This window comes from Streptomyces sp. NPDC093085 (assembly GCF_040683935.1).
In the GTDB taxonomy this organism is placed as follows: Bacteria; Actinomycetota; Actinomycetes; order Streptomycetales; family Streptomycetaceae; genus Streptomyces.
On record NZ_JBFBFB010000002.1, the window covers coordinates 597,806 to 615,089 of the forward strand.

Here is a 17,284-nt window from a genome sequence, read left to right on the forward strand (position 1 = left end):
CGGAGGGGTACGTACGTACCGCCGGTCGCCCGATACCGAAGGGCGGGCGCGCATACCGAGGGGAGTGCGACACGGTGACATCCGAGACATCCGGCGGGGCCGGGGGCTCCGGGGCGCGGCGGGCGCTGGTGGTGCGCGGCGGCTGGGAGGGGCACCGCCCCGTGGAGACCACGGAGCTGTTCCTGCCCTTCCTCCGCGCCCACGGCTACGAGGTACGGACCTCGGCCACCCTCGACGTCTACGCCGACGCCGAACTGCTCGCCGCCACCGATCTGGTGGTCCAGTGCTGGACGATGGGCGAGATCACCCCGGAGCAGAGCGCGGGGCTCGCCGCCGCCGTACGGGCCGGGACCGGGCTGGCCGGATGGCACGGCGGGATCGTCGACTCCTTCCGGGGGGACCTGGGCTACCACCTGCTGACCGGCGGCCAGTTCCTCATGCACCCGGAGGGCTTCCTCGACCACGAGGTCACCCCGGTCGCGGCCCGCGCGGACCATCCGGTGATCGCGGGCCTGGGCCCGTTCCGGGTGTGTACGGAGAAGTACTGGGTGGCCACCGACCCGCTGGTCGACGTGGTGGCCACGGTCGGGTTCGCGGCGGACGAGGAGCGGTCCACGCCGGTCACCGTGCCCGCCGTGTGGACCAGGAGCTGGGGCGCCGGCCGGGTCTTCGTCTCCACCATCGGCCACAAGCCGGACGACTTCGACGTGCCCGAGGTGCGGACCCTCACCGAGAGGGGGCTGCTGTGGGCGAGCCGCTGAGGATCGGCATGGTGGGCGCGGGCACGATCAGCGGCGCCTATCTGGAGACCCTGGCACGGCTGCGGAACGTGGCCCTGACCGCCGTCACCGACCTCGATCCGGGACGGGCCGCCTCGGTGGCGGCCCGGGTGCCGGGGGCGGTCGCGGTCGGCTCGGTCGCCGAGCTGGTGGCCAGGAACGACGTCGACGCCGTGCTCAATCTGACGGTGCCGGCGGCGCATGCCGAGGTCGCGCTGGCGGCGCTGGCGGCGGGCAAGCATGTCTACGGAGAGAAGCCGTTCACGACGACACGGGAGGAGGCGGACGCGCTGCTCGCCGCCGCTTCCGGGGGCGGTGGGGGCGGGCTCCGGCTCGGCTGCGCGCCGGACACCGTGCTGGGCACCGGCGTCCAGACGGCGCGCAAGGCGGTGGACGACGGGCTGATCGGGGTGCCGGTCGCCGCGACGGCCTTCATGACCACGGCGGGACACGAACGCTGGCACCCCGCGCCCGAGTTCTACTACCGGCCGGGCGGCGGGCCGCTGCTCGACATGGGCCCGTACTACCTCTCCGCCCTGGTCCATCTCCTCGGCCCGGTCACCGAGGTGACCGGCGCGGCCTCCCGGCCCCGCGCCGAGCGCGAGATCGGTGGCGGGCCCCGGGCGGGCGAGCGGTTCGGGGTGGAGGTGGACACCCATGTCAGCGGGGTGCTCCGGCACGCCGGCGGGGCGCTCACCACCCTGCTGATGAGCTTCGACGTCCATGCGGCCCGGCTGCCGCGCATCGAGGTCCACGGCACGGGCGGCTCCCTCTCCGTACCGGACCCGAACCACTTCGAGGGCCCCGTGGAGTTCCACGGCCCCGAGGGCGGCTGGGAGCCGCTGCCGGTCTCGGCGGGATACCCGGGGGCCGGACGCGGTACGGGGCTCGCGGATCTGGCGACGGCGCTCGCGGAGGGGCGCCCGCACCGGGCCTCCGCCGAGGTGGCGCGCCATGTGCTCGATGTGATGCTGACGCTCCTCGACGCGGCGCGGGAGGGCCGGGCGCTGCCGGTGGCGAGCGGGTGCGAACGCCCGGAGCCGGTGGCCTTGGCGTAGCCGAGCGCCCCCCGTGTTCCTCTGCGCGGGTCTGCGCACCCCGGCGTGCGGGGCATCACTCCGGCGACAGCGCCGATCGGGGGAGGTGCCGGGGTGCACGGACCGGCGACGGCCGGCTGGCTGCTCGTGGCGCTCTGCGCGACGGCCGGCGGGTACTGCCTGCTCCGGCTGGGCCGGCCGGGTCCCGGGGGCGGGACCGCACGCTCCCGCGACGGGGACCGGCACGGCGCGGTGGGCGGCGAGGCGCTGATGGCGTTCGGGATGGCCGCGATGGCGGTGCCCGCGTCGGTGGTGACCCCGCCGAGCTGGGTCTGGCCGGTGTACGGGGCGGTCTTCGGCGGGGCCGCCGTACGGGTACTGGTAGCGGCCCGGGGACCGGTGCGCCGCGTGCGTGCGGCGCACCGGTCGCACCATCTGGTGGGCCTGCTGACGATGGTCTACATGGCGGGAGCGATGGCCGCCGCCGCGTGGCCCGCGCCCGGCGGACCGCACGCGGGCCACGGGGCGGCCGGGGTGCCGGTGGTCACCGGGGCGCTGCTGGTCTATTACGCGGGGTATGTGCTGGGGGCGGGGGCCCGGCTGCTGCCGCCGCCCGTTCCGGAGGGTCCGGTGGCCGCCGGGGCCATCTCGGGTGCGGGACAGCGGAGTTGGGGGCCGGCCGGCTGGGCGGACCGTACCGAGCTGGTGCCCGCCTGCCGGCTGGCGATGGGGCTCGGGATGCTGGCGATGCTGCTCACGCTCTGATTTCGGCGGGTTCACCCCCTTCGCGGAGCGGCCGCCTCCGCATCGAAACGTGTCGTGGGTCACTTTGCCGGCCCAAGTGATATCCGCGGGCGGCGCGCCCCTCATACCCTGGGGCCATGATGGTCTCCCTGGCGCTGCTGCTGCTCGGTGTGCTGGCCGCAGTGGTCGCGCCGCGGATCCTCTCGCGCGCCGAATGGCCCGAGCGGGAGCCGGTGGTGGCGCTCTGGGTCTGGCAGTGCGTGGTCGCGGCGGTGCTGCTCTGCTTCGCGCTCTCGATGGTCTTCAGCGCGGCGAGTGCCTGGCTGGCGGTGAGGGGCCATGTCTTCGCGCCCGCGCCCCGGGGGGTCGTGGAGGCGTACGCCTTCGGAACCGGCCGGCCCTGGTCCGGGGTGCTGGCGGTGCTGCTGGCGGGCGGCGGGGTGTGGACGGCGGCGATGCTCACCCGGGAGGTCCACCGGGCCCGCCGCAGGCGCCGCCAGGCTCGCAGGGAACTGCTCGTACGGGCCCCGGTGCTGCCCGGTGAGGAGCGCGGGGCGGAGCCGCTGGTGGTGCTGGAGGGCGAGCGGCCCGGCGCCTGGTGGCTGCCCGGGGCGGCGCCCCAACTGGTCATCACCACGGCCGCGTTGCGCCGCCTGAAGGGGCGTCAGCTCGATGCCGTACTCGCCCATGAGCAGGGGCACGCGCGGGCCAGGCACGACTGGCTGCTGCACTGCTCGGGGGCGTTGGCCAACGGCTTCCCGCAGGTGCCGGTCTTCGCGGCGTTCCGTGACGAGATGCACCGGCTGGTCGAGCTGGCGGCGGACGATGTCGCTTCGCGGCGGTTCGGCCGGCTGACGATCGCGCTCGCGCTGGTCGAACTCAACGAGGAACGGGGGGTGTTCGGCCCGGGGACGGCTCCGGACGCGCAGGTGCCGCAGCGGGTGAACCGGCTGCTGACGCCGGTCCCCCGGCTGACGGCGGCGCGCCGGCTGCGGCTGACGGCGGCCGGGGCGCTGGTCCCGGTGGTGCCGCTGCTGATCGCCTTCGGTCCGGCGCTGCCCGCGCTGCGTTGACCCGCGCCACGCGGGTCGGGCGCCGGACGCCCGGCCGGGTCGGCAAGGATTCCCGTATGACGCCGTCTCCGCCTCAGGGCCCCGGGGCCCCCGCCGCCCCCGCCCCTTCCCCTGCCCCCTCCCCCGCTCCCGCCCGCCGGTTCACGATGGAGCGGACGGCCGTGGCGCTGACCGCCGCCGCGGTGGTGGTGACGCTGCTGGTGGCCGTACGGTGGGGGCCGCTGATGGCGTTCGACCGTACCGTCGCGGAGGGGCTGCACCGGCAGGCGGTGGGCGACACCGGGCTCACCCGGGTCAACCGGGTGTTCACCGACTGGGTCTGGGATCCCTGGACGATGCGGCTGGTGACGGCGGTGGCCGTGGTCGCGCTGTGGTGGCGCCGTGAACGGCTGCTCGCGGTATGGGTGATCGCCACGAGCGCGCTGGGCACCGGACTGTCGCAGGGGCTGAAGTGGGCGGTGGGGCGCCCGCGTCCGCACTGGCCCGATCCGGTCGCCACCGCCCCGTACGGCGCTTACCCCTCGGGGCACGCGCTGACCGCCACCGTCACCTGCGGGCTGGTGGTGTGGCTGGTGTGGCGCCGGAGCACGGCGCGGTGGGCCCGGGGTACGGCGGTGGCCGTCGCCGTGGTGTCGGTCGTCGGCGTGGGGTTCACCCGGATGTGGCTGGGGGTGCACTGGAGTTCGGATGTCCTGGGCGGCTGGCTGCTCGGTGCCGCGCTGGTCACTCTCTCGATCTCGCTGTTCAGGCGCGTGACCTTGTCCCGGACGCCATAACGCGGGAAGGATCGGGTACATGACCTTCAAGGGTGTGCTCTTCGATTTCTCCGGAACCCTTTTCCGTGTCGAGTCCGCGAGTTCCTGGCTCCGCGCCGTGCTCGACGAGGCGGGTGTCGCCGTATCACCCGTCGAGGTGCGGCGGTACGCGATGCGGCTGGCCGTGGCGGGGGCGCTGCCCGGCGGGTCCTCCCCGCAGGAGGTGCCGCCGGATCTGACCGAGCTCTGGGCGACCCGCGACGAGAGCGCCGCGCACCACCGGGCCGCGTACACCGGGCTGGCCCGGCAGGTGGAACTCCCCGGGCCCGACCTGTACGAGGCGCTGTACGACCGTCATATGACCCCGGACGCCTGGCGCCCGTACGCGGACGCGGCCGAGGTGCTCTCCGCGCTGCGGCGCGGCGGGACCGGGATCGCCGTGGTGAGCAACATCGGGTGGGATCTGCGGCCGGTCTTCCGCGCGCACGGCCTGGACGCGTTCGTGGACGCGTATGTGCTCAGCTACGAGCACGGCATCCAGAAGCCCGACGCCCGGCTCTTCCGGATCGCCTGCGAGAAGCTGGGGCAGGATCCGCACGATGTCCTGATGGTCGGCGACGACCGGAGCGCGGACGGCGGCGCGGCGGAGCTGGGGTGCTCGGTCCATTTCGTGGACCACCTCCCGGTGGAGGAGCGCCCGGCGGGGCTGCGCCCGGTGATCGGCCTGGCGGGCGCGGGTCCGCTGCCGTAAGGGCCCTGACGGCCGGGGCGAACGGGTGCGGCGGGGGCATGTCCGGTGGTACGGCGTGCCCCCGCCGTCGCGGGTCTCCGGGGGCCCGGGTCCGGGGGGTCAGCTCTCGTCGAGGTCCCGGGCGAGCTGGCGGAGCAGCGGGCCGTACTCGGGGTGGGCGAGGGCCGAGGCGAACTGGGCGACCAGGTAGTCGGCGGGGTTGCCGGTGTCGTACCAGCGGCCCTGGATGACCTGGGCGTAGACGGCGCGGGTGGCGGCGTAGGCGTTGACCGCGTCGGTCAGATAGACCTCGCCGGTGCGGTGCTCGTACCAGCGTGCGGTCTGTTCGCGCAGCTCGTCGATGATGCCGGGGGTGATGACATAGCCGCCGATCGCGGCGAACGCCGAGGGCGCGTCGACCGGCTTCGGCTTCTCGACCAGGCCGGTGATGCGCAGCAGGCCGTTCTCGAAGTCCTCCTTGACGACGGGAACCCCGTACCGCTGGGAGTCCGCGGGCTCCATCGGGAGCACGGCGAGCACCGGGCAGCGGGTCGCCTCGTACGCGCGGATGAGCTGCTGCGCGCGGGGGACCTCGGCGACGAAGACGTCGTCGGGCCAGAGGACGAGCATGGGCTCGTCGCCGAAGTTCCGGGCGGCGTTGAGAACGGGGGTGCCGTTGCCGTACGGGCCGTGCTGGTCCAGATAGGTGATGTGGCCCTGCCTGGCCAGCTCGGCGACCTCCTCCACGGCGTCCGCGTAGGCGGTCTTGCCGTCGGCCCTGAGCTGGTCCACCAGGGCGGGGTTGGGCCGGAAGTGGTCCTGGATCAGGGACTTGCCGCCGGAGACGACGATGGTGATGTCGGTGATCCCGGACGCCACCAGCTCACGCACGGTGTGCTCGATCACCGGCTTGTCGCCGACCGGCAGCATCTCCTTCGGGGTCGCCTTGGTCAGCGGCAGCAGGCGCGAGCCCAGCCCGGCGGCGGGGATCACGGCCCTGCGGATCATCGAAGCGCTCATCGGTTCGCACTCTCCTGTTCGGAACGGGTCCGGAGACAGTCAACCAGGAGCGGACGGCCGGGGAGCGGGGTGGGCGGGCGGTCGGGTGAATGAGCGGAACCCGCCGCTCTCCCGCACGGCGGGAAGGGCACCCATGGGTCCCGGGGTCCCGTGCGGGGACCCCATGAGGAAGGAGCGGCCATGGGTTCGGCGTTGATCGTCGTCGATGTACAGAAGGACTTCTGCGAGGGCGGCAGCGTCCCGGTGAAGGGCGGCGCCGACCGGGCCGCCGCCATCGCCGGGCTCGTCCGCGACCGCGCCGGGAACGGTTATACGCGGGTGGTCGCGACCCGGGACCACCACTACGACCCCGGGCCGCACTTCTCCGACCACCCGGACTTCCAGGACTCCTTCCCGGTGCACTGCGTGGCGGGCACCGAGGGGAGCGAGTTCCACCCGGCCTTCGCCCCGGTCACCGGGGCCGGGGAGGGCGCGGTCGACGAGGTGTTCTACAAGGGGGCGCACTCCGCCTCCAAGAGCGGCTTCGAGGGCGCCACGGAGGACGGCACCGGGCTGGCCGAGTGGCTGCGCGCGCAGCAGGTGACGGACGTGGACATCGTGGGCATCGCCACCGACCACTGTGTGAAGGCCACCGCCCTGGACGCGGTACGGGCGGGCTTCGCCGCGCGGGTCCTGCTCGACTACACGGCGGGGGTGGCCGCCGCCTCCACCGGCCGGGCCCTGGCCGAACTGCGGGCGGCGGGCGTGACGCTGACCGGGGAGCCGGTCGTCCTGGCGTGAGGCGGGGGGGGCGGCGGCCCCGGCGGGTCATCGCGTGCCGTGGGCCATCGCTGTCAGGTCGTCCAGCACCTCGCGGGCCAGGGCGAGGAAGGTGCGCTCCTCGCCCTCGGCGATCCACTGCTGGAAGGCCGCGCCGAACACCGTCAGCGTGGTCTCCCCGGCGAGCCCGGCGGTCGTCCCGGGGACGCCCCGGGCGCGGAGGGCGGCGGCGACGGACCGGGCGAGGCGGGCCAGCTTCAGCAGCTCGCGTTCCTGGAGCGCGGGGTTGGCGGCGATGACCGTCTGGCGCTGCCTGGAGTGCTCGCGCTGGTCGGCCGGGAAGAAGTCCGCCGCCGTGACCAGCGCGGACTCGACCATCGCCAGGGGTGAGGCGTCCGGCGGCGCCGCGGCCACCCCGTCCAGGAGGGAGCGTTCGAGGAGTTCCTGACCGCCGAAGAGGACTTCGCGCTTGTCGGCGAAGTGGCGGAAGAACGTGCGTTCCGTGAGGCCCACCGCCTGGGCGATGTCCGCCGCCGTCGTCCGCTCGTACCCCCGGCTGACGAAGAGCTCCATCGCCGCCGACCGCAGCCGCTCCCGCGCCCCGGGCTCCCATCGCACCATGCCGCCACTCTATCGATGACAGTCACAGACATCAGCAGTACAGTTACGGCAGTCACTGACATCAGTGACTGACATCAGTCAAGGAGAGCCTCGTCATGCGCGTATTTGTCACCGGAGCATCCGGCTGGATCGGCTCCGCCACCGTCGACGACCTGCTCGCCGCGGGCCATGAGGTGGTGGGGCTCGCCCGCTCCGACGCCTCGGCCGCCGCGCTCGCCGCGCGCGGCGCCCAGGTCCGCCGGGGCGATCTGGACGACCTCGACGGCCTCGCGGCGGGCGCCGCCGACGCCGACGGCGTCATCCACCTCGCCAACAAGCACGACTTCGTCCACCCCGGCGTCTCCGACCGGGCCGAGCGGGCCGCCGTACAGACCCTCGGCGACGCCCTCGCCGGATCCGGCCGCCCCTTGCTCGTGGCAGCCGGGCTCGCCGGGCTGGCCGAGGGGAGGATCGCGGACGAGGAGGACAGGTCGCCGTTCGACGGTCCCGACTCGCCCCGGGGCGGCAGCGAGAACCTGGCCCTGGAGTACGCCGGGCACGGCGTCCACCCGGTGGCGCTGCGGTTCGCGCCGACCGTGCACGGCGCGGGCGACCACGGCTTCATCGCGCTGCTGGTCGCGACCGCCCGCGAGAAGGGGGTCGCCGGATATGTGGGCGACGGCGCCAACCGCTGGCCGGCGGTCCACCGTACGGACGCCGCCCAGGCCGTCCGGCTGGCGCTGGAGAAGGCACCGGCGGGGACCCGGATCCACGCGGTGAGCGAGGAGGGCGTCCCGGCCCGGGAGATCGCCGGGGCCATCGGGCGCGGGCTCGGCCTCCCCACGGTCTCGATCGCACCGGAGGACGCGGAAGCGCACTTCGGCTTCCTCGGCCGCTTCTTCGCCGCCGACATGCCCGCCTCCAACGCCCGCACCCGGCAGCTCCTCGGCTGGGCGCCCGGCGGCCCGACCCTCCTGGAGGACCTGGACGCCGGGGCGTACTTCCGCGCCTGAGGTACGGCGCAAGGGGAGAACGGCCCAGGGGGCCGGTGCCGCGCGGCGGCGCCGGCCCCCTGCGGTTACCCGCCGGACGGTGCGGCGGAGGATGCGCCGGGCGGTGCGACAGGCGATGCGACGGGCGGCGCGACGGGCGATGCGCCGAAGAAAAGTCGTACCAATGTCTTGTCCGTCCGGGCAACATGCCCTTAACTTTCTCGCATTGGTCAAACCAATCCACGAGGAGGTGGATCACATGGGTATGGACCCGGCGCGGCTGGTGCAGGAACTGGCGGGGCTCGCCGCCGCGGAGAGCGGCACCGACCGGCTGCGGCTGCCGACCGAGCGGGAGCTGGTCGAACGGCTCGACATCAGCCGGGGCGCCCTGCGCGAACAGCTCTCGATGCTGGAGGCGCTGGGGTTCCTCGACCGCACCCAGGGGCGCGGCTCGTATCTGCGGGTCCCGGACGCGACCTTCGTCCAGCTCTACTTCGACCTCTCCGAGCAACTCGGCCATCTCCGCCAGGACCAGTTCCGCGGCGCCCGGGAGATGCTGGAGCTCTCGCTGGCCGAGGCCGCGGCGCGGCGCGCCGACGCGGACGACGTCGACCGGCTGCGGGAACTCACCGACGAGATGGTCGCCGCCACCGCCGAGGGGGACGACACCCGGGCGCTGGAGGCGGACCTCGAATTCCATCGCAGGCTCTGCCTGATCGTCGACAACCCCGTCTTCAACCTGATGCACGAGGCCCTGGGCCATGTGCTCCGCAGCGATATGGAGGTACGGCGGTTCGCGGTGGCCCAACTGCCGCTCCCGCCCGGGGAGAACAGGATCATCGACACCGTGCACTACGGCATCGTGGACGCGCTGCACGCCCGGGACGGCGCCGCCGCCCGGGAGGCCATGCGCCGCCACTTCACCGTCTTCGCCCGGCTGACCGGCGAACCCCGGCCCGCGTCGGAGAGCTGACCCGGAGCGGTTCCGGGGCCCGGCGCCGGATCCCCGTTGTCGGACCGCAGCGTCCGGCTTCGGCGTCGGACTTCGGCGTCGGAGGCCCACCCGGCCCGGACCGACGCCCTCGCCGACGCCTACGCCCTCGCCGGACCACCGGCTCCTGCCGGGCACCGTCCCCCTTCTGCCCTCCCCCCTTTCTGTCACGCCCTTCTTGTCACGCCCTTCTTGTCACGCCCTCCCGCCCTGGTCCCCGGTCGCCCACCCCGCGCCCCCGGGAGCAGGCTCCGGGGCCACCGCCCCGCCGCCGGGTGCGCTCCACGCCGTACCCCTGTCACCGCCGGCCGGGCCGTCCGCCCGCGCCCCTCCGTCCGTACCCCCGCGCCCGCGTGTGCCGTACGGGACGGGACGGGACGGCCCCGAACACGTCACCGCCTCACCGTCTCGACGCCGCCGCCCGCGCCCCTCCGGGGACGCGTCCGCGCCGGCCCTGCCGAAATGAGTACGTATGCCTTCCCTGGTCTTCGTCGGCGTGGGCGCCATCGGTCTGCCGATGGCCACCCGTCTGCTGGCCGCCGGACACACCGTGACCGGCGTCGATCCCCTGCCCGCCGCCCGCGAACGGGCCCGCGCCGCCGGTCTCGCCACCGCCGCCCGCTATGCCGAGGCCCCGGCCGCCGACGTCACCGTGGTGATGGTCGCGACCCCGGAGCAGCTCGCCGCCCTGGTGGACGAGGCGCTGGCGGCCGGGGTCGCCGGCGGGTGCTGGGTGGTGATGTCCACCGTCGGCCCGGACGCCGTACGCGCCGAGGGCGCCCGGCTCGGCGCGGCCGGGGTACGGGTGGTGGACGTGCCCGTCACCGGCGGGGTGGCCCGGGCCCGTACCGGCGAGCTGACGCTCTTCGCCGCCGGGGCGCCGGAGGACCTCACGGCGGTACGGGACGTACTCGACCCGCTCGGCACCGTACGGGAGGTGGGGGCCGGGCTCGGGGACGGGCAGGCCGTCAAGGTCGTCAACCAGCATCTCTGCTCGGTCCATCTGGCCGCGGCGGGCGAGGCGCTGGCGCTGGCCGAGCGGCTGGGGCTCCGGCCCGAGGACGTGCTGCCGCTGGTCGAGGGCGGCGCCGCGGGTTCCTGGATGCTCTCCGACCGGGGTCCGCGGATGCTGCTCGGCACCGATGTGGAGGTGACCAGCACCGTCGGGATCTTCGTCAAGGACAGCGGCCTCGTCGAGGCCGCCGCCCGGGCCTCGGCGGCCGAGACCCCGCTGCTCGACGCGGCCCGCCGCCGCTTCCTGCTCGCCGCCGAGGCGGGCCTGACCGACCGCGACGACTCCCGTGTCGTCGAGACCTTCCGCGCGGCGCCCGGCGCCCACCACGGCTGAGGAGACGGACGCCATGAACGACCACGACAGAAACACCGGCACCGGCGGAAACACCGGCACTGACGGAGACTCCGGAGACACCGGGAAGGCGGGCGGGGCCGGGGGTTCCGCTCCGGTGGGCGGCGAGGCCACCAAGGTCTCCGTCGCCTCGATGATCGGCAGCGCCGTCGAGAGCTACGACTTCTTCATCTACGGCACCGCGTCCGCCGCCTACTTCGGCTCGGCCTTCTTCCACGCCGACAACGAACTCGTCGGCGTTCTCGCCTCCTTCGCCACCCTCGCCGTCGGCTTCTTCTTCCGTCCCCTGGGCGGCTATCTCGCCGGGCACTACGGCGACCGGCTCGGCCGCAAGACCGTCCTGAACTGGTCGCTCGCGGTGATGGGGCTGGCCACCGTGCTCGTCGGGGTGCTCCCCACGTACGCGCAGGCCGGTGTGATCGCCCCGGTCCTGCTGATCCTGCTCCGTATCGTCCAGGGCATCGGCTTCGGCGCGGAGTGGGGCGGGGCCGTGCTGATGGCGGTCGAGCACGCGCCGCCGCGCCGCCGCGGGTTCTTCGGGGCCGTACCGCAGATCGGCATCCCGGCCGGGCTGCTCCTCGCCAACGGGGTCTTCCTCGCCAGTGACGCGCTGTTCACCGGCGACCTGGTGTGGCGGGTGCCGTTCCTGCTCTCCGTGGTGATGGTGGCGGTGGGGCTCTTCATCCGGCTGCGGGTGGCGGAGTCCCCCGAGTTCACCGAGATGCGCGAGAGCGGACGGATCCGCAAGTCGCCCGCGCTGGACGTACTGCGCCGCGAATGGCGCACCATCCTCCGGATCATGACGCTCCGGCTGGCGGAGACCGGCGGCTACTACATCACCACCAGCTTCGTGCTCTCGTACGTCGTCCTCGCGGACATCGCGCCCAGCGGTGAGGTGCTGACCGGGACCATCGTCGGCTCGGCGCTGGGGCTGCTGAGCCACCCGCTGTTCGGCGCGCTGTCGGACCGGATCGGCCGCCGGGCGGTCTTCCTCTTCGGTTCGGTCTTCACGATCGCCTTCGGGGTGCCGCTCTTCCTGCTGGTCAACACCGGTGCGACCGTGATGATCGTCTGTGCGGTGTCGCTGGCGCTGCTGCTCAGCCATGACCCCATCTTCGCCGTCGAGTCGTCCTGGTTCTCCGAGCAGTTCCCGCCCGAGGTGCGCTCGTCCGGTATCTCGCTCGGCTACAACATGGCCTCCCTGGTGGCCGGGGCGCTGCCGTTCGCCGCGACCGGGCTGTACGGGTGGATCGGCTGGGCCGGTCCCGCGGCGCTGCTGGTCCTGCTCGGGGTGGTCTCGACGGTGGCGGGTCTGCTGAGCGCGGAGACCGCGCCGGCCCTCGCCGGGGAGCGGGCCCCGGCCCCGGCGCCCGCCCCGGCCCGGGTGGGGTGAGGCCGTGTCCGCGCCGCCCGCCGCCCGGCCACCACCGGCCGGCCCCGGCCCCGTACCCCCTGCCGAGGGGGCGTCTCCCGCCCTCTCCCCTGCTCCAGGCAGACCGAACGATCTCAGGCACACCCGCGGGTGTGCGGGAAGCGCGGACACCACCATGACGACAGAGACACCCCCCGCCGCACCGGAGGGGACGACCGGCGCCCGGGTGCGGCGCGTCCAGGAGGGCGCGCACCGGATGCGCCATCACATCCTGACCATGGGCGAGGCCCAGGGACAGGGGTATGTGGGCCAGGCCCTGGGCGTGGCGGACATGCTGGCCGTCACCTATCTCGACCAGATGCGGCTGCGGCCCGAGGACCCGGAGTGGGCGGGGCGGGACCGTTTCCTCCTCTCCACCGGGCATTACGCCATCGCCCTGTACGCGGCGCTCGCCGAGGCGGGCACCCTGCCGGTGGCCGAGCTGGAGACGTACGGCACGGACGCGTCGCGGCTGCCGATGTCGGGGATGGCCTCGTACACCCCGGGCATGGAGATCTCCGGCGGTTCGCTGGGGCACGGGCTCCCGGTGGCGGTGGGGGTCGCGCTCGGCCTGCGCCACCAGGGCCGGGGCGAGCGGGTGTTCACCTTCGTCTCCGACGGGGAGCTGGACGAGGGCTCCACCTGGGAGGCGGCCATGGGCGCCGCCCACCACCGGCTGGGCCTGCTGACCGTCATGGTGGACATCAACGCGCTCCAGGCCGACGGCCACACCGACGACGTGCTCCGGATCGAGCCCGTCGAGGAGAAGTGGCGGGCGTGCGGCTGGTTCACCCGGCGGGTGGACGGCAACGACGTGGCGGCGCTGCTCGACGCGTTCGACGCGGTCGCGGAGCGGGCGCGGCCGGAGGGCCCGCCGTCGGTGATCCTCTGCGACACGCGGATCGGGCGGGGCGTGCCGCTGCTGGAGACGCGGGAGAAGGCGCACTTCATGCGGATCGACGCGGACGAGTGGGGGGTGTGCCGGACGCAGCTCGACACGTACCGGGGGCGGTACGAGGGGGCCGCCGGTGCCGCCATCGGCGCCGGTGCCGCTGCCACCGCCGAGGGCGCCACCGGCGCCGTACCGGAGACCGCACAGACCGTACAGGCCGCGCAGGAAGCCGTACCGGAACAGGAAGGGGCCCCGGCCCGATGAGCACCACCGCCTCCCCGAAGCGCGCCACCACCTCGGCGATGATCGCCTCGTTCGCCGATCCGGGGCAGCGCACCACCCCCGCGCCCTTCGGCCATGCCCTGGCGGCGCTCGCCGAGCGGGACCCGAGGGTCGTCGGGCTCACCGCCGACCTCGGCAAGTACACCGATATGCACGTGTTCGCCCAGGCGCACCCGGGCCGCTTCTACCAGATGGGCATGGCCGAGCAGTTGCTGCTGGGCGCGGCGGCCGGGATGGCGGAGACCGGTCTGGTGCCGTTCGCTTCCACGTACTCGGTCTTCGCGACGCGGCGGGCGTACGACTTCCTCTGCCTGGACATCGCCGAGCCCGGCCTCAACGTCAATGTGGTCGGCGGGCTGCCGGGGCTGACCACCGGGTACGGGCCGAGCCACCAGGCCACCGAGGATGTCGCGATCCTGCGCGGTATGCCGGGGCTGACCATCGTGGACCCCTGCGACGCGGTCGACATCGAGCAGGCCGTACCACAGCTCGCGGCGCACGAGGGGCCCACGTATCTGCGGCTGCTGCGGGGCAGGGTGCCACGGGTCCTGGACGAGTACGACTACACCTTCCGGCTCGGCGAGGCGGCGGTGGTGCGCGGCGGGGCGGATGTGGTGCTGGTCTCCAGCGGGCTGATGACGATGCGGGCGCTCCAGGCGGCGGAGCGGCTGGCGGAGCACCGGGTGGACGCGGCGGTGGTGCACACGCCGACGCTGAAGCCGTTCGACGAGCGGACGGTCCTGCGGGAGCTGGCGGGCGACCGTCTCGCGCTGACGCTGGAGAACCACACGGTGATCGGCGGCCTCTTCGAGACGGTGGCCTCGGCGGTGGTACGGCAGGGGCTGGGCATCCAGGTCACCCCGGTCGCCCTCCCGGACGCCTTCCTCGCCGCGGGCGCCCTGCCCACCCTCCACGACCGCTACGGCCTCGCCACGGACCGCGTCGTGGAGACGGTCCTGGCCGCGCTCTGACCCCGCGCCCCGGCGTGTGACGGTGCCCCCCTCCCGGGCCGGGAGGGGGGCGCCGCCGCACCGGGGCGAGACGGGTCAGGTCACGCTGCGGCAGAGGAGGGCGGCGGGGCCGGGGTTGCTGCCGAGGCGGGTGGTGTAGGCGATGCCCGCGGCGTACTCGCCGTCGGCGCACTGGCCCTTGTAGTCGTACGCCGCGAAGTCGCCGCCCCGCGCGCCGGCGGGGCGGTTGTCGGAGCGGTCGAACCAGACCGTACGGCCGGAGCCGCCGAGGGCGGTGCGGGCCGGGGCGCAGAGGGCCGCCGCCGTCCGGCCGCCCCGGTGGGCGTAGCCGATGAGGAACTGGCCTGCGGGGCACTGGAGTTTGGTGTAGCCGGAGGCCCAGTCGCCGCCCTGCGGGACATGGCGCTCGTCGGTGACGACGGTGTGCGCGCCGTCGGGGGCGCGCAGCTCGCCGGTGGTGACATCGGTGCAGAGTCCGCGTCCTGAGGTGTGGCCCAGGCCGGCCAGCCGGAGCCCGTCGGGGCAGACGGCCTTGGAGGCGCCGGGGGCCCAGTCGCCGGTGGCGCGGGTGCGCAGGGACGCGACATGGTCGCCGTGGTCGGTGGCGAGCTGGCGCCAGACGGGAGGTGCGGCGACGGGTCCGGTGGCGGACGGCGCGGACATCAGACGGTGCCAGCCGGTGGCGCGCCAGTCGGCCTGGTCGAGGAGGCCGGAGCGGCGGCCGTCGGGGGCGTAGCGGAGCAGGGACCAGTCGTCGTGGCCTTCCCAGCCGACGAGGGGCCAGTAGGCGAAGTCCGCGTCGTGGTCGGCGAAGTAGTCGGTGATGTTGCCGAACCAGGTGCGGGCGGCGGCCCCCGTCTCGTTGGCGCCAGCGCCGAACTCGCTGATCCACACGGGGGCGGTGAAGTGCTGCCCGCTCTCCTCGGCGACGTAGAAGGCCTCGTCGTGGAGGGTCCGGAAGAGCTCCTCGCGGGTGAGGTCCTGGTAGCGGGGGTCGCTGGTCTCGCCGATGCCGGTGGCGCCGCTGTGGCGGGAGCCGGTGTAGCCGTAGAAGTGGGCGGAGTAGACGAGCTTGCCGGAGGCCACCAGGGTGTGGGAGAGGGTGCGTACGGGGGTGAGCTGGGGGCGCCCGTGCGGGAGCCCGTCCACGGGGAGGCCCGTCCAGTTGATGCCCTCGATGACGATCAGCAGGTCGGGGTCGGCCTCGGTGAGGATGCGGTCCCCGGCGAGCTGGGCGGCGGCGTACCAGTCATTGCTGTCGCCCCGGCCCCAGTTGGGGTCGTTCAGGGTGTCCCGGCGCACCTCGTTGTAGAGGTCGGCGCCGACGACGCGGGGGTCGGCCGCGTAGCGGCGGGCCATGAACACCCAGTCGTCGGCCCACCGCTGAGTGGTCTGGCTGCTGTTCCACCGTTCGTTGCCGTCGATGCCGCAGCACCAACGGGAGGTGTTGGTGTGGTTGTTGAGGATGACGGCGAAGTCCGCGCCGGTCAGTGCGGCGACGACGGCGTCGAAGACCTGGAGCGGTGTCCTGCCGCGCAGCTCCGGGTTGGCGGCGACGGCGGCGTCCGGTACCGGGGTGGTGGTGTGGATCATCTCGTTCGAGAACGAGAGCCGGATGCTGTTGATGCCGAGGGCGCGGAAGTCGGCCATGAGGTCGGGCAGGGCGGCCCGGTCGAGGCCGAGGGGGATGCCGGAGGAGTTCTGCCCGGCGTGGTGGTTGGCGGGGTCGGCGGTGCTGCCACTGCCGTTCCAGGACCCTTGCGCGCCGTCCCAGTTGGCCGACTTCAGCCGGAACCGGTCGCCGTCGGCGTCCACGACGTACCGTCCCCGCGTCGACAGCGGCGGCTGCCACTCCCCCGCCACGGTGCCGGCCACCGCCCCCGGGTCCGTGGACGGCTCGGGCGCGGCGGTGGCGGCCCCGGGCAGCGCGCCCATCAGCAGCACCGCCGATGCCGCCACTGTCAGGTACTTGACAAATCCGGATATCGGCATCGGCATTCGGCCCTCTGTGAGTGAGCGCGGGAGCAACCTCCGCCGGATATTACCCACCGGTCGCCCCCGCCGCTGCGGTTGTGCGGACACTCGTGTGCGGACACCGCCCGCCGGAACGGCGTCGGGGTGCCGGGCCCTGGTCCGGGGCCGGCACCCTGGCGCCTGGCCGGGCGGTTGGCCCGGCGGTTGGCCCGGCCGGACCAAATTGCTGGTCAGGGGGTGGTCAGACGCTGGTCGGGTCCAGGGCGGCGAGCGTGGCCGCCAGGTCGGTGGGCTGCGGCCGGTTGAAGGGCAGCTTGCCGAGGAGTACGGCCATGCCGCAGGTGTTGGTCACGGCGGAGAAGACGAGGCCCCCGGCGATGGCCACGGAGAGCCAGCGCGCCGCGCCCCAGACCTCCCCGGCCAGCAGCCCGGCCAGCACGAGGGATCCGGCGGCGAGCCTGACCTGACGCTCCATGGCCCACGGGGTACGGGTCCGGGGGCCGGTGTCCGCGGGGCGGTGGGTGGCGTGACCGGCCCGGGTCCACGCGGTGGTGCCCCCGGTGAGCGTGGCGGCGGCGATGCCCTGGCCGGCCAGGCGTCGGCAGGCGGTGTCCGAACGGGCCCCCGAGGCACAGACCAGGAGGAGATCGCCCCGGCCCGCGGCGGTCCGCAGGGCGGGCAGGGCGGTGCCGACATGGTCGAGGGGGATGTTGTACGCGCCGGGGAGGTGCCCGGTGGCGTACTCGCCGGGGGTGCGCACATCGATGACGGTCAGCCGGTCCAGGCGGGCATGGGCCTGGTCGGCGGTGAGGGCGGTGGTGGGGGCGGTGGGCGTCATGGGGAATTTCCCCTTCCTGGTTAAGGTTGCCCTTGCGATGGATGCGATACCCAAGGGGGTATCTCGAAAG

General features: G+C 74.2%; 17 protein-coding genes. 13 read left to right on the top strand and 4 right to left on the bottom strand.

Translation table 11 applies throughout. The annotated features are described in order from the left end of the window. Positions 1–74: 74 nt before the first annotated feature. The 6 genes from AB0O07_RS09330 to AB0O07_RS09355 all read left to right on the top strand — a co-directional run bounded on the left by AB0O07_RS09330 (position 75) and on the right by AB0O07_RS09355 (position 5,139). Positions 75–761 carry a ThuA domain-containing protein gene (locus tag AB0O07_RS09330; RefSeq protein ID WP_365629465.1) on the top strand — a complete coding sequence of 229 codons (687 nt, stop codon included), beginning with the start codon at positions 75–77 and terminating at the stop codon, positions 759–761. After that, complete coding sequence (locus AB0O07_RS09335; protein WP_365629468.1) at positions 746–1,837, top strand: Gfo/Idh/MocA family oxidoreductase; 1,092 nt, start codon at positions 746–748, stop codon at positions 1,835–1,837. Before AB0O07_RS09330 ends, AB0O07_RS09335 begins: the two co-directional genes overlap by 16 nt. 93 nt (positions 1,838–1,930) lie before the next feature. After that, on the top strand, positions 1,931–2,581 hold the full coding sequence (locus AB0O07_RS09340) for a DUF5134 domain-containing protein (RefSeq protein WP_365629471.1): 651 nt from the start codon (positions 1,931–1,933) through the stop codon (positions 2,579–2,581). Positions 2,582–2,697: 116 nt separating this feature from the next. After that, positions 2,698–3,633: a M56 family metallopeptidase gene (locus AB0O07_RS09345; RefSeq protein WP_365629474.1), complete on the top strand. Its 936-nt coding sequence runs from the start codon at positions 2,698–2,700 to the stop codon at positions 3,631–3,633. A 146-nt stretch (positions 3,634–3,779) separates the two neighbouring features. Continuing rightward, entirely contained in the window at positions 3,780–4,409 is a 630-nt protein-coding gene (locus AB0O07_RS09350) for a phosphatase PAP2 family protein (protein ID WP_365630324.1), read from the top strand. Between the two features lie 19 nt (positions 4,410–4,428). After that, positions 4,429–5,139 carry an HAD-IA family hydrolase gene (locus tag AB0O07_RS09355; RefSeq protein ID WP_365629477.1) on the top strand — a complete coding sequence of 237 codons (711 nt, stop codon included), beginning with the start codon at positions 4,429–4,431 and terminating at the stop codon, positions 5,137–5,139. A 99-nt stretch (positions 5,140–5,238) separates the two neighbouring features. Here AB0O07_RS09355 and AB0O07_RS09360 read toward each other — a convergent pair whose 3' ends face one another. Then, positions 5,239–6,138, bottom strand: coding sequence for a UTP--glucose-1-phosphate uridylyltransferase (locus tag AB0O07_RS09360; protein WP_365629480.1), 900 nt, complete (start codon positions 6,136–6,138; stop codon positions 5,239–5,241). 180 nt (positions 6,139–6,318) lie between these two features. On the opposite strand from AB0O07_RS09360, the gene AB0O07_RS09365 reads away from it, so the two are divergent. Further along, positions 6,319–6,918, top strand: coding sequence for an isochorismatase family protein (locus AB0O07_RS09365; protein WP_365629483.1), 600 nt, complete (start codon positions 6,319–6,321; stop codon positions 6,916–6,918). Between the two features lie 27 nt (positions 6,919–6,945). Here the strand turns inward: AB0O07_RS09365 and AB0O07_RS09370 are convergent, their stop codons facing one another. Continuing rightward, positions 6,946–7,518 (bottom strand): TetR family transcriptional regulator, encoded by a 573-nt coding sequence (locus tag AB0O07_RS09370; protein WP_365629486.1) that lies wholly within the window; start codon positions 7,516–7,518, stop codon positions 6,946–6,948. Positions 7,519–7,613: 95 nt separating this feature from the next. On the opposite strand from AB0O07_RS09370, the gene AB0O07_RS09375 reads away from it, so the two are divergent. The 6 genes from AB0O07_RS09375 to AB0O07_RS09400 all read left to right on the top strand — a co-directional run bounded on the left by AB0O07_RS09375 (position 7,614) and on the right by AB0O07_RS09400 (position 14,402). After that, positions 7,614–8,510 carry an SDR family oxidoreductase gene (locus AB0O07_RS09375; protein WP_365629489.1) on the top strand — a complete coding sequence of 299 codons (897 nt, stop codon included), beginning with the start codon at positions 7,614–7,616 and terminating at the stop codon, positions 8,508–8,510. 238 nt (positions 8,511–8,748) lie between these two features. After that, positions 8,749–9,462, top strand: coding sequence for an FCD domain-containing protein (locus AB0O07_RS09380; RefSeq protein WP_365629492.1), 714 nt, complete (start codon positions 8,749–8,751; stop codon positions 9,460–9,462). Between the two features lie 490 nt (positions 9,463–9,952). Then, the gene (locus AB0O07_RS09385; protein WP_365629495.1) at positions 9,953–10,828 is read left to right on the top strand and encodes an NAD(P)-dependent oxidoreductase; all 876 of its coding nucleotides are present in this window, start codon (positions 9,953–9,955) and stop codon (positions 10,826–10,828) included. Positions 10,829–10,841: 13 nt separating this feature from the next. Beyond that, complete coding sequence (locus AB0O07_RS09390) at positions 10,842–12,239, top strand: MFS transporter (RefSeq protein ID WP_365629498.1); 1,398 nt, start codon at positions 10,842–10,844, stop codon at positions 12,237–12,239. A gap of 154 nt (positions 12,240–12,393) precedes the next feature. Further along, positions 12,394–13,413, top strand: coding sequence for a transketolase (locus AB0O07_RS09395; RefSeq protein ID WP_365629501.1), 1,020 nt, complete (start codon positions 12,394–12,396; stop codon positions 13,411–13,413). Then, positions 13,410–14,402 (top strand): transketolase C-terminal domain-containing protein, encoded by a 993-nt coding sequence (locus AB0O07_RS09400; protein ID WP_365629504.1) that lies wholly within the window; start codon positions 13,410–13,412, stop codon positions 14,400–14,402. Before AB0O07_RS09395 ends, AB0O07_RS09400 begins: the two co-directional genes overlap by 4 nt. A 75-nt stretch (positions 14,403–14,477) precedes the next feature. Here AB0O07_RS09400 and AB0O07_RS09405 read toward each other — a convergent pair whose 3' ends face one another. Together AB0O07_RS09405 and AB0O07_RS09410 are read right to left on the bottom strand one after the other, a co-directional pair. Then, entirely contained in the window at positions 14,478–16,394 is a 1,917-nt protein-coding gene (locus AB0O07_RS09405) for a cellulase family glycosylhydrolase (protein ID WP_365630327.1), read from the bottom strand. A 223-nt stretch (positions 16,395–16,617) separates the two neighbouring features. After that, positions 16,618–17,214 carry a rhodanese-like domain-containing protein gene (locus AB0O07_RS09410; protein ID WP_365629507.1) on the bottom strand — a complete coding sequence of 199 codons (597 nt, stop codon included), beginning with the start codon at positions 17,212–17,214 and terminating at the stop codon, positions 16,618–16,620. Between the last annotated feature and the right edge of the window lie 70 nt (positions 17,215–17,284).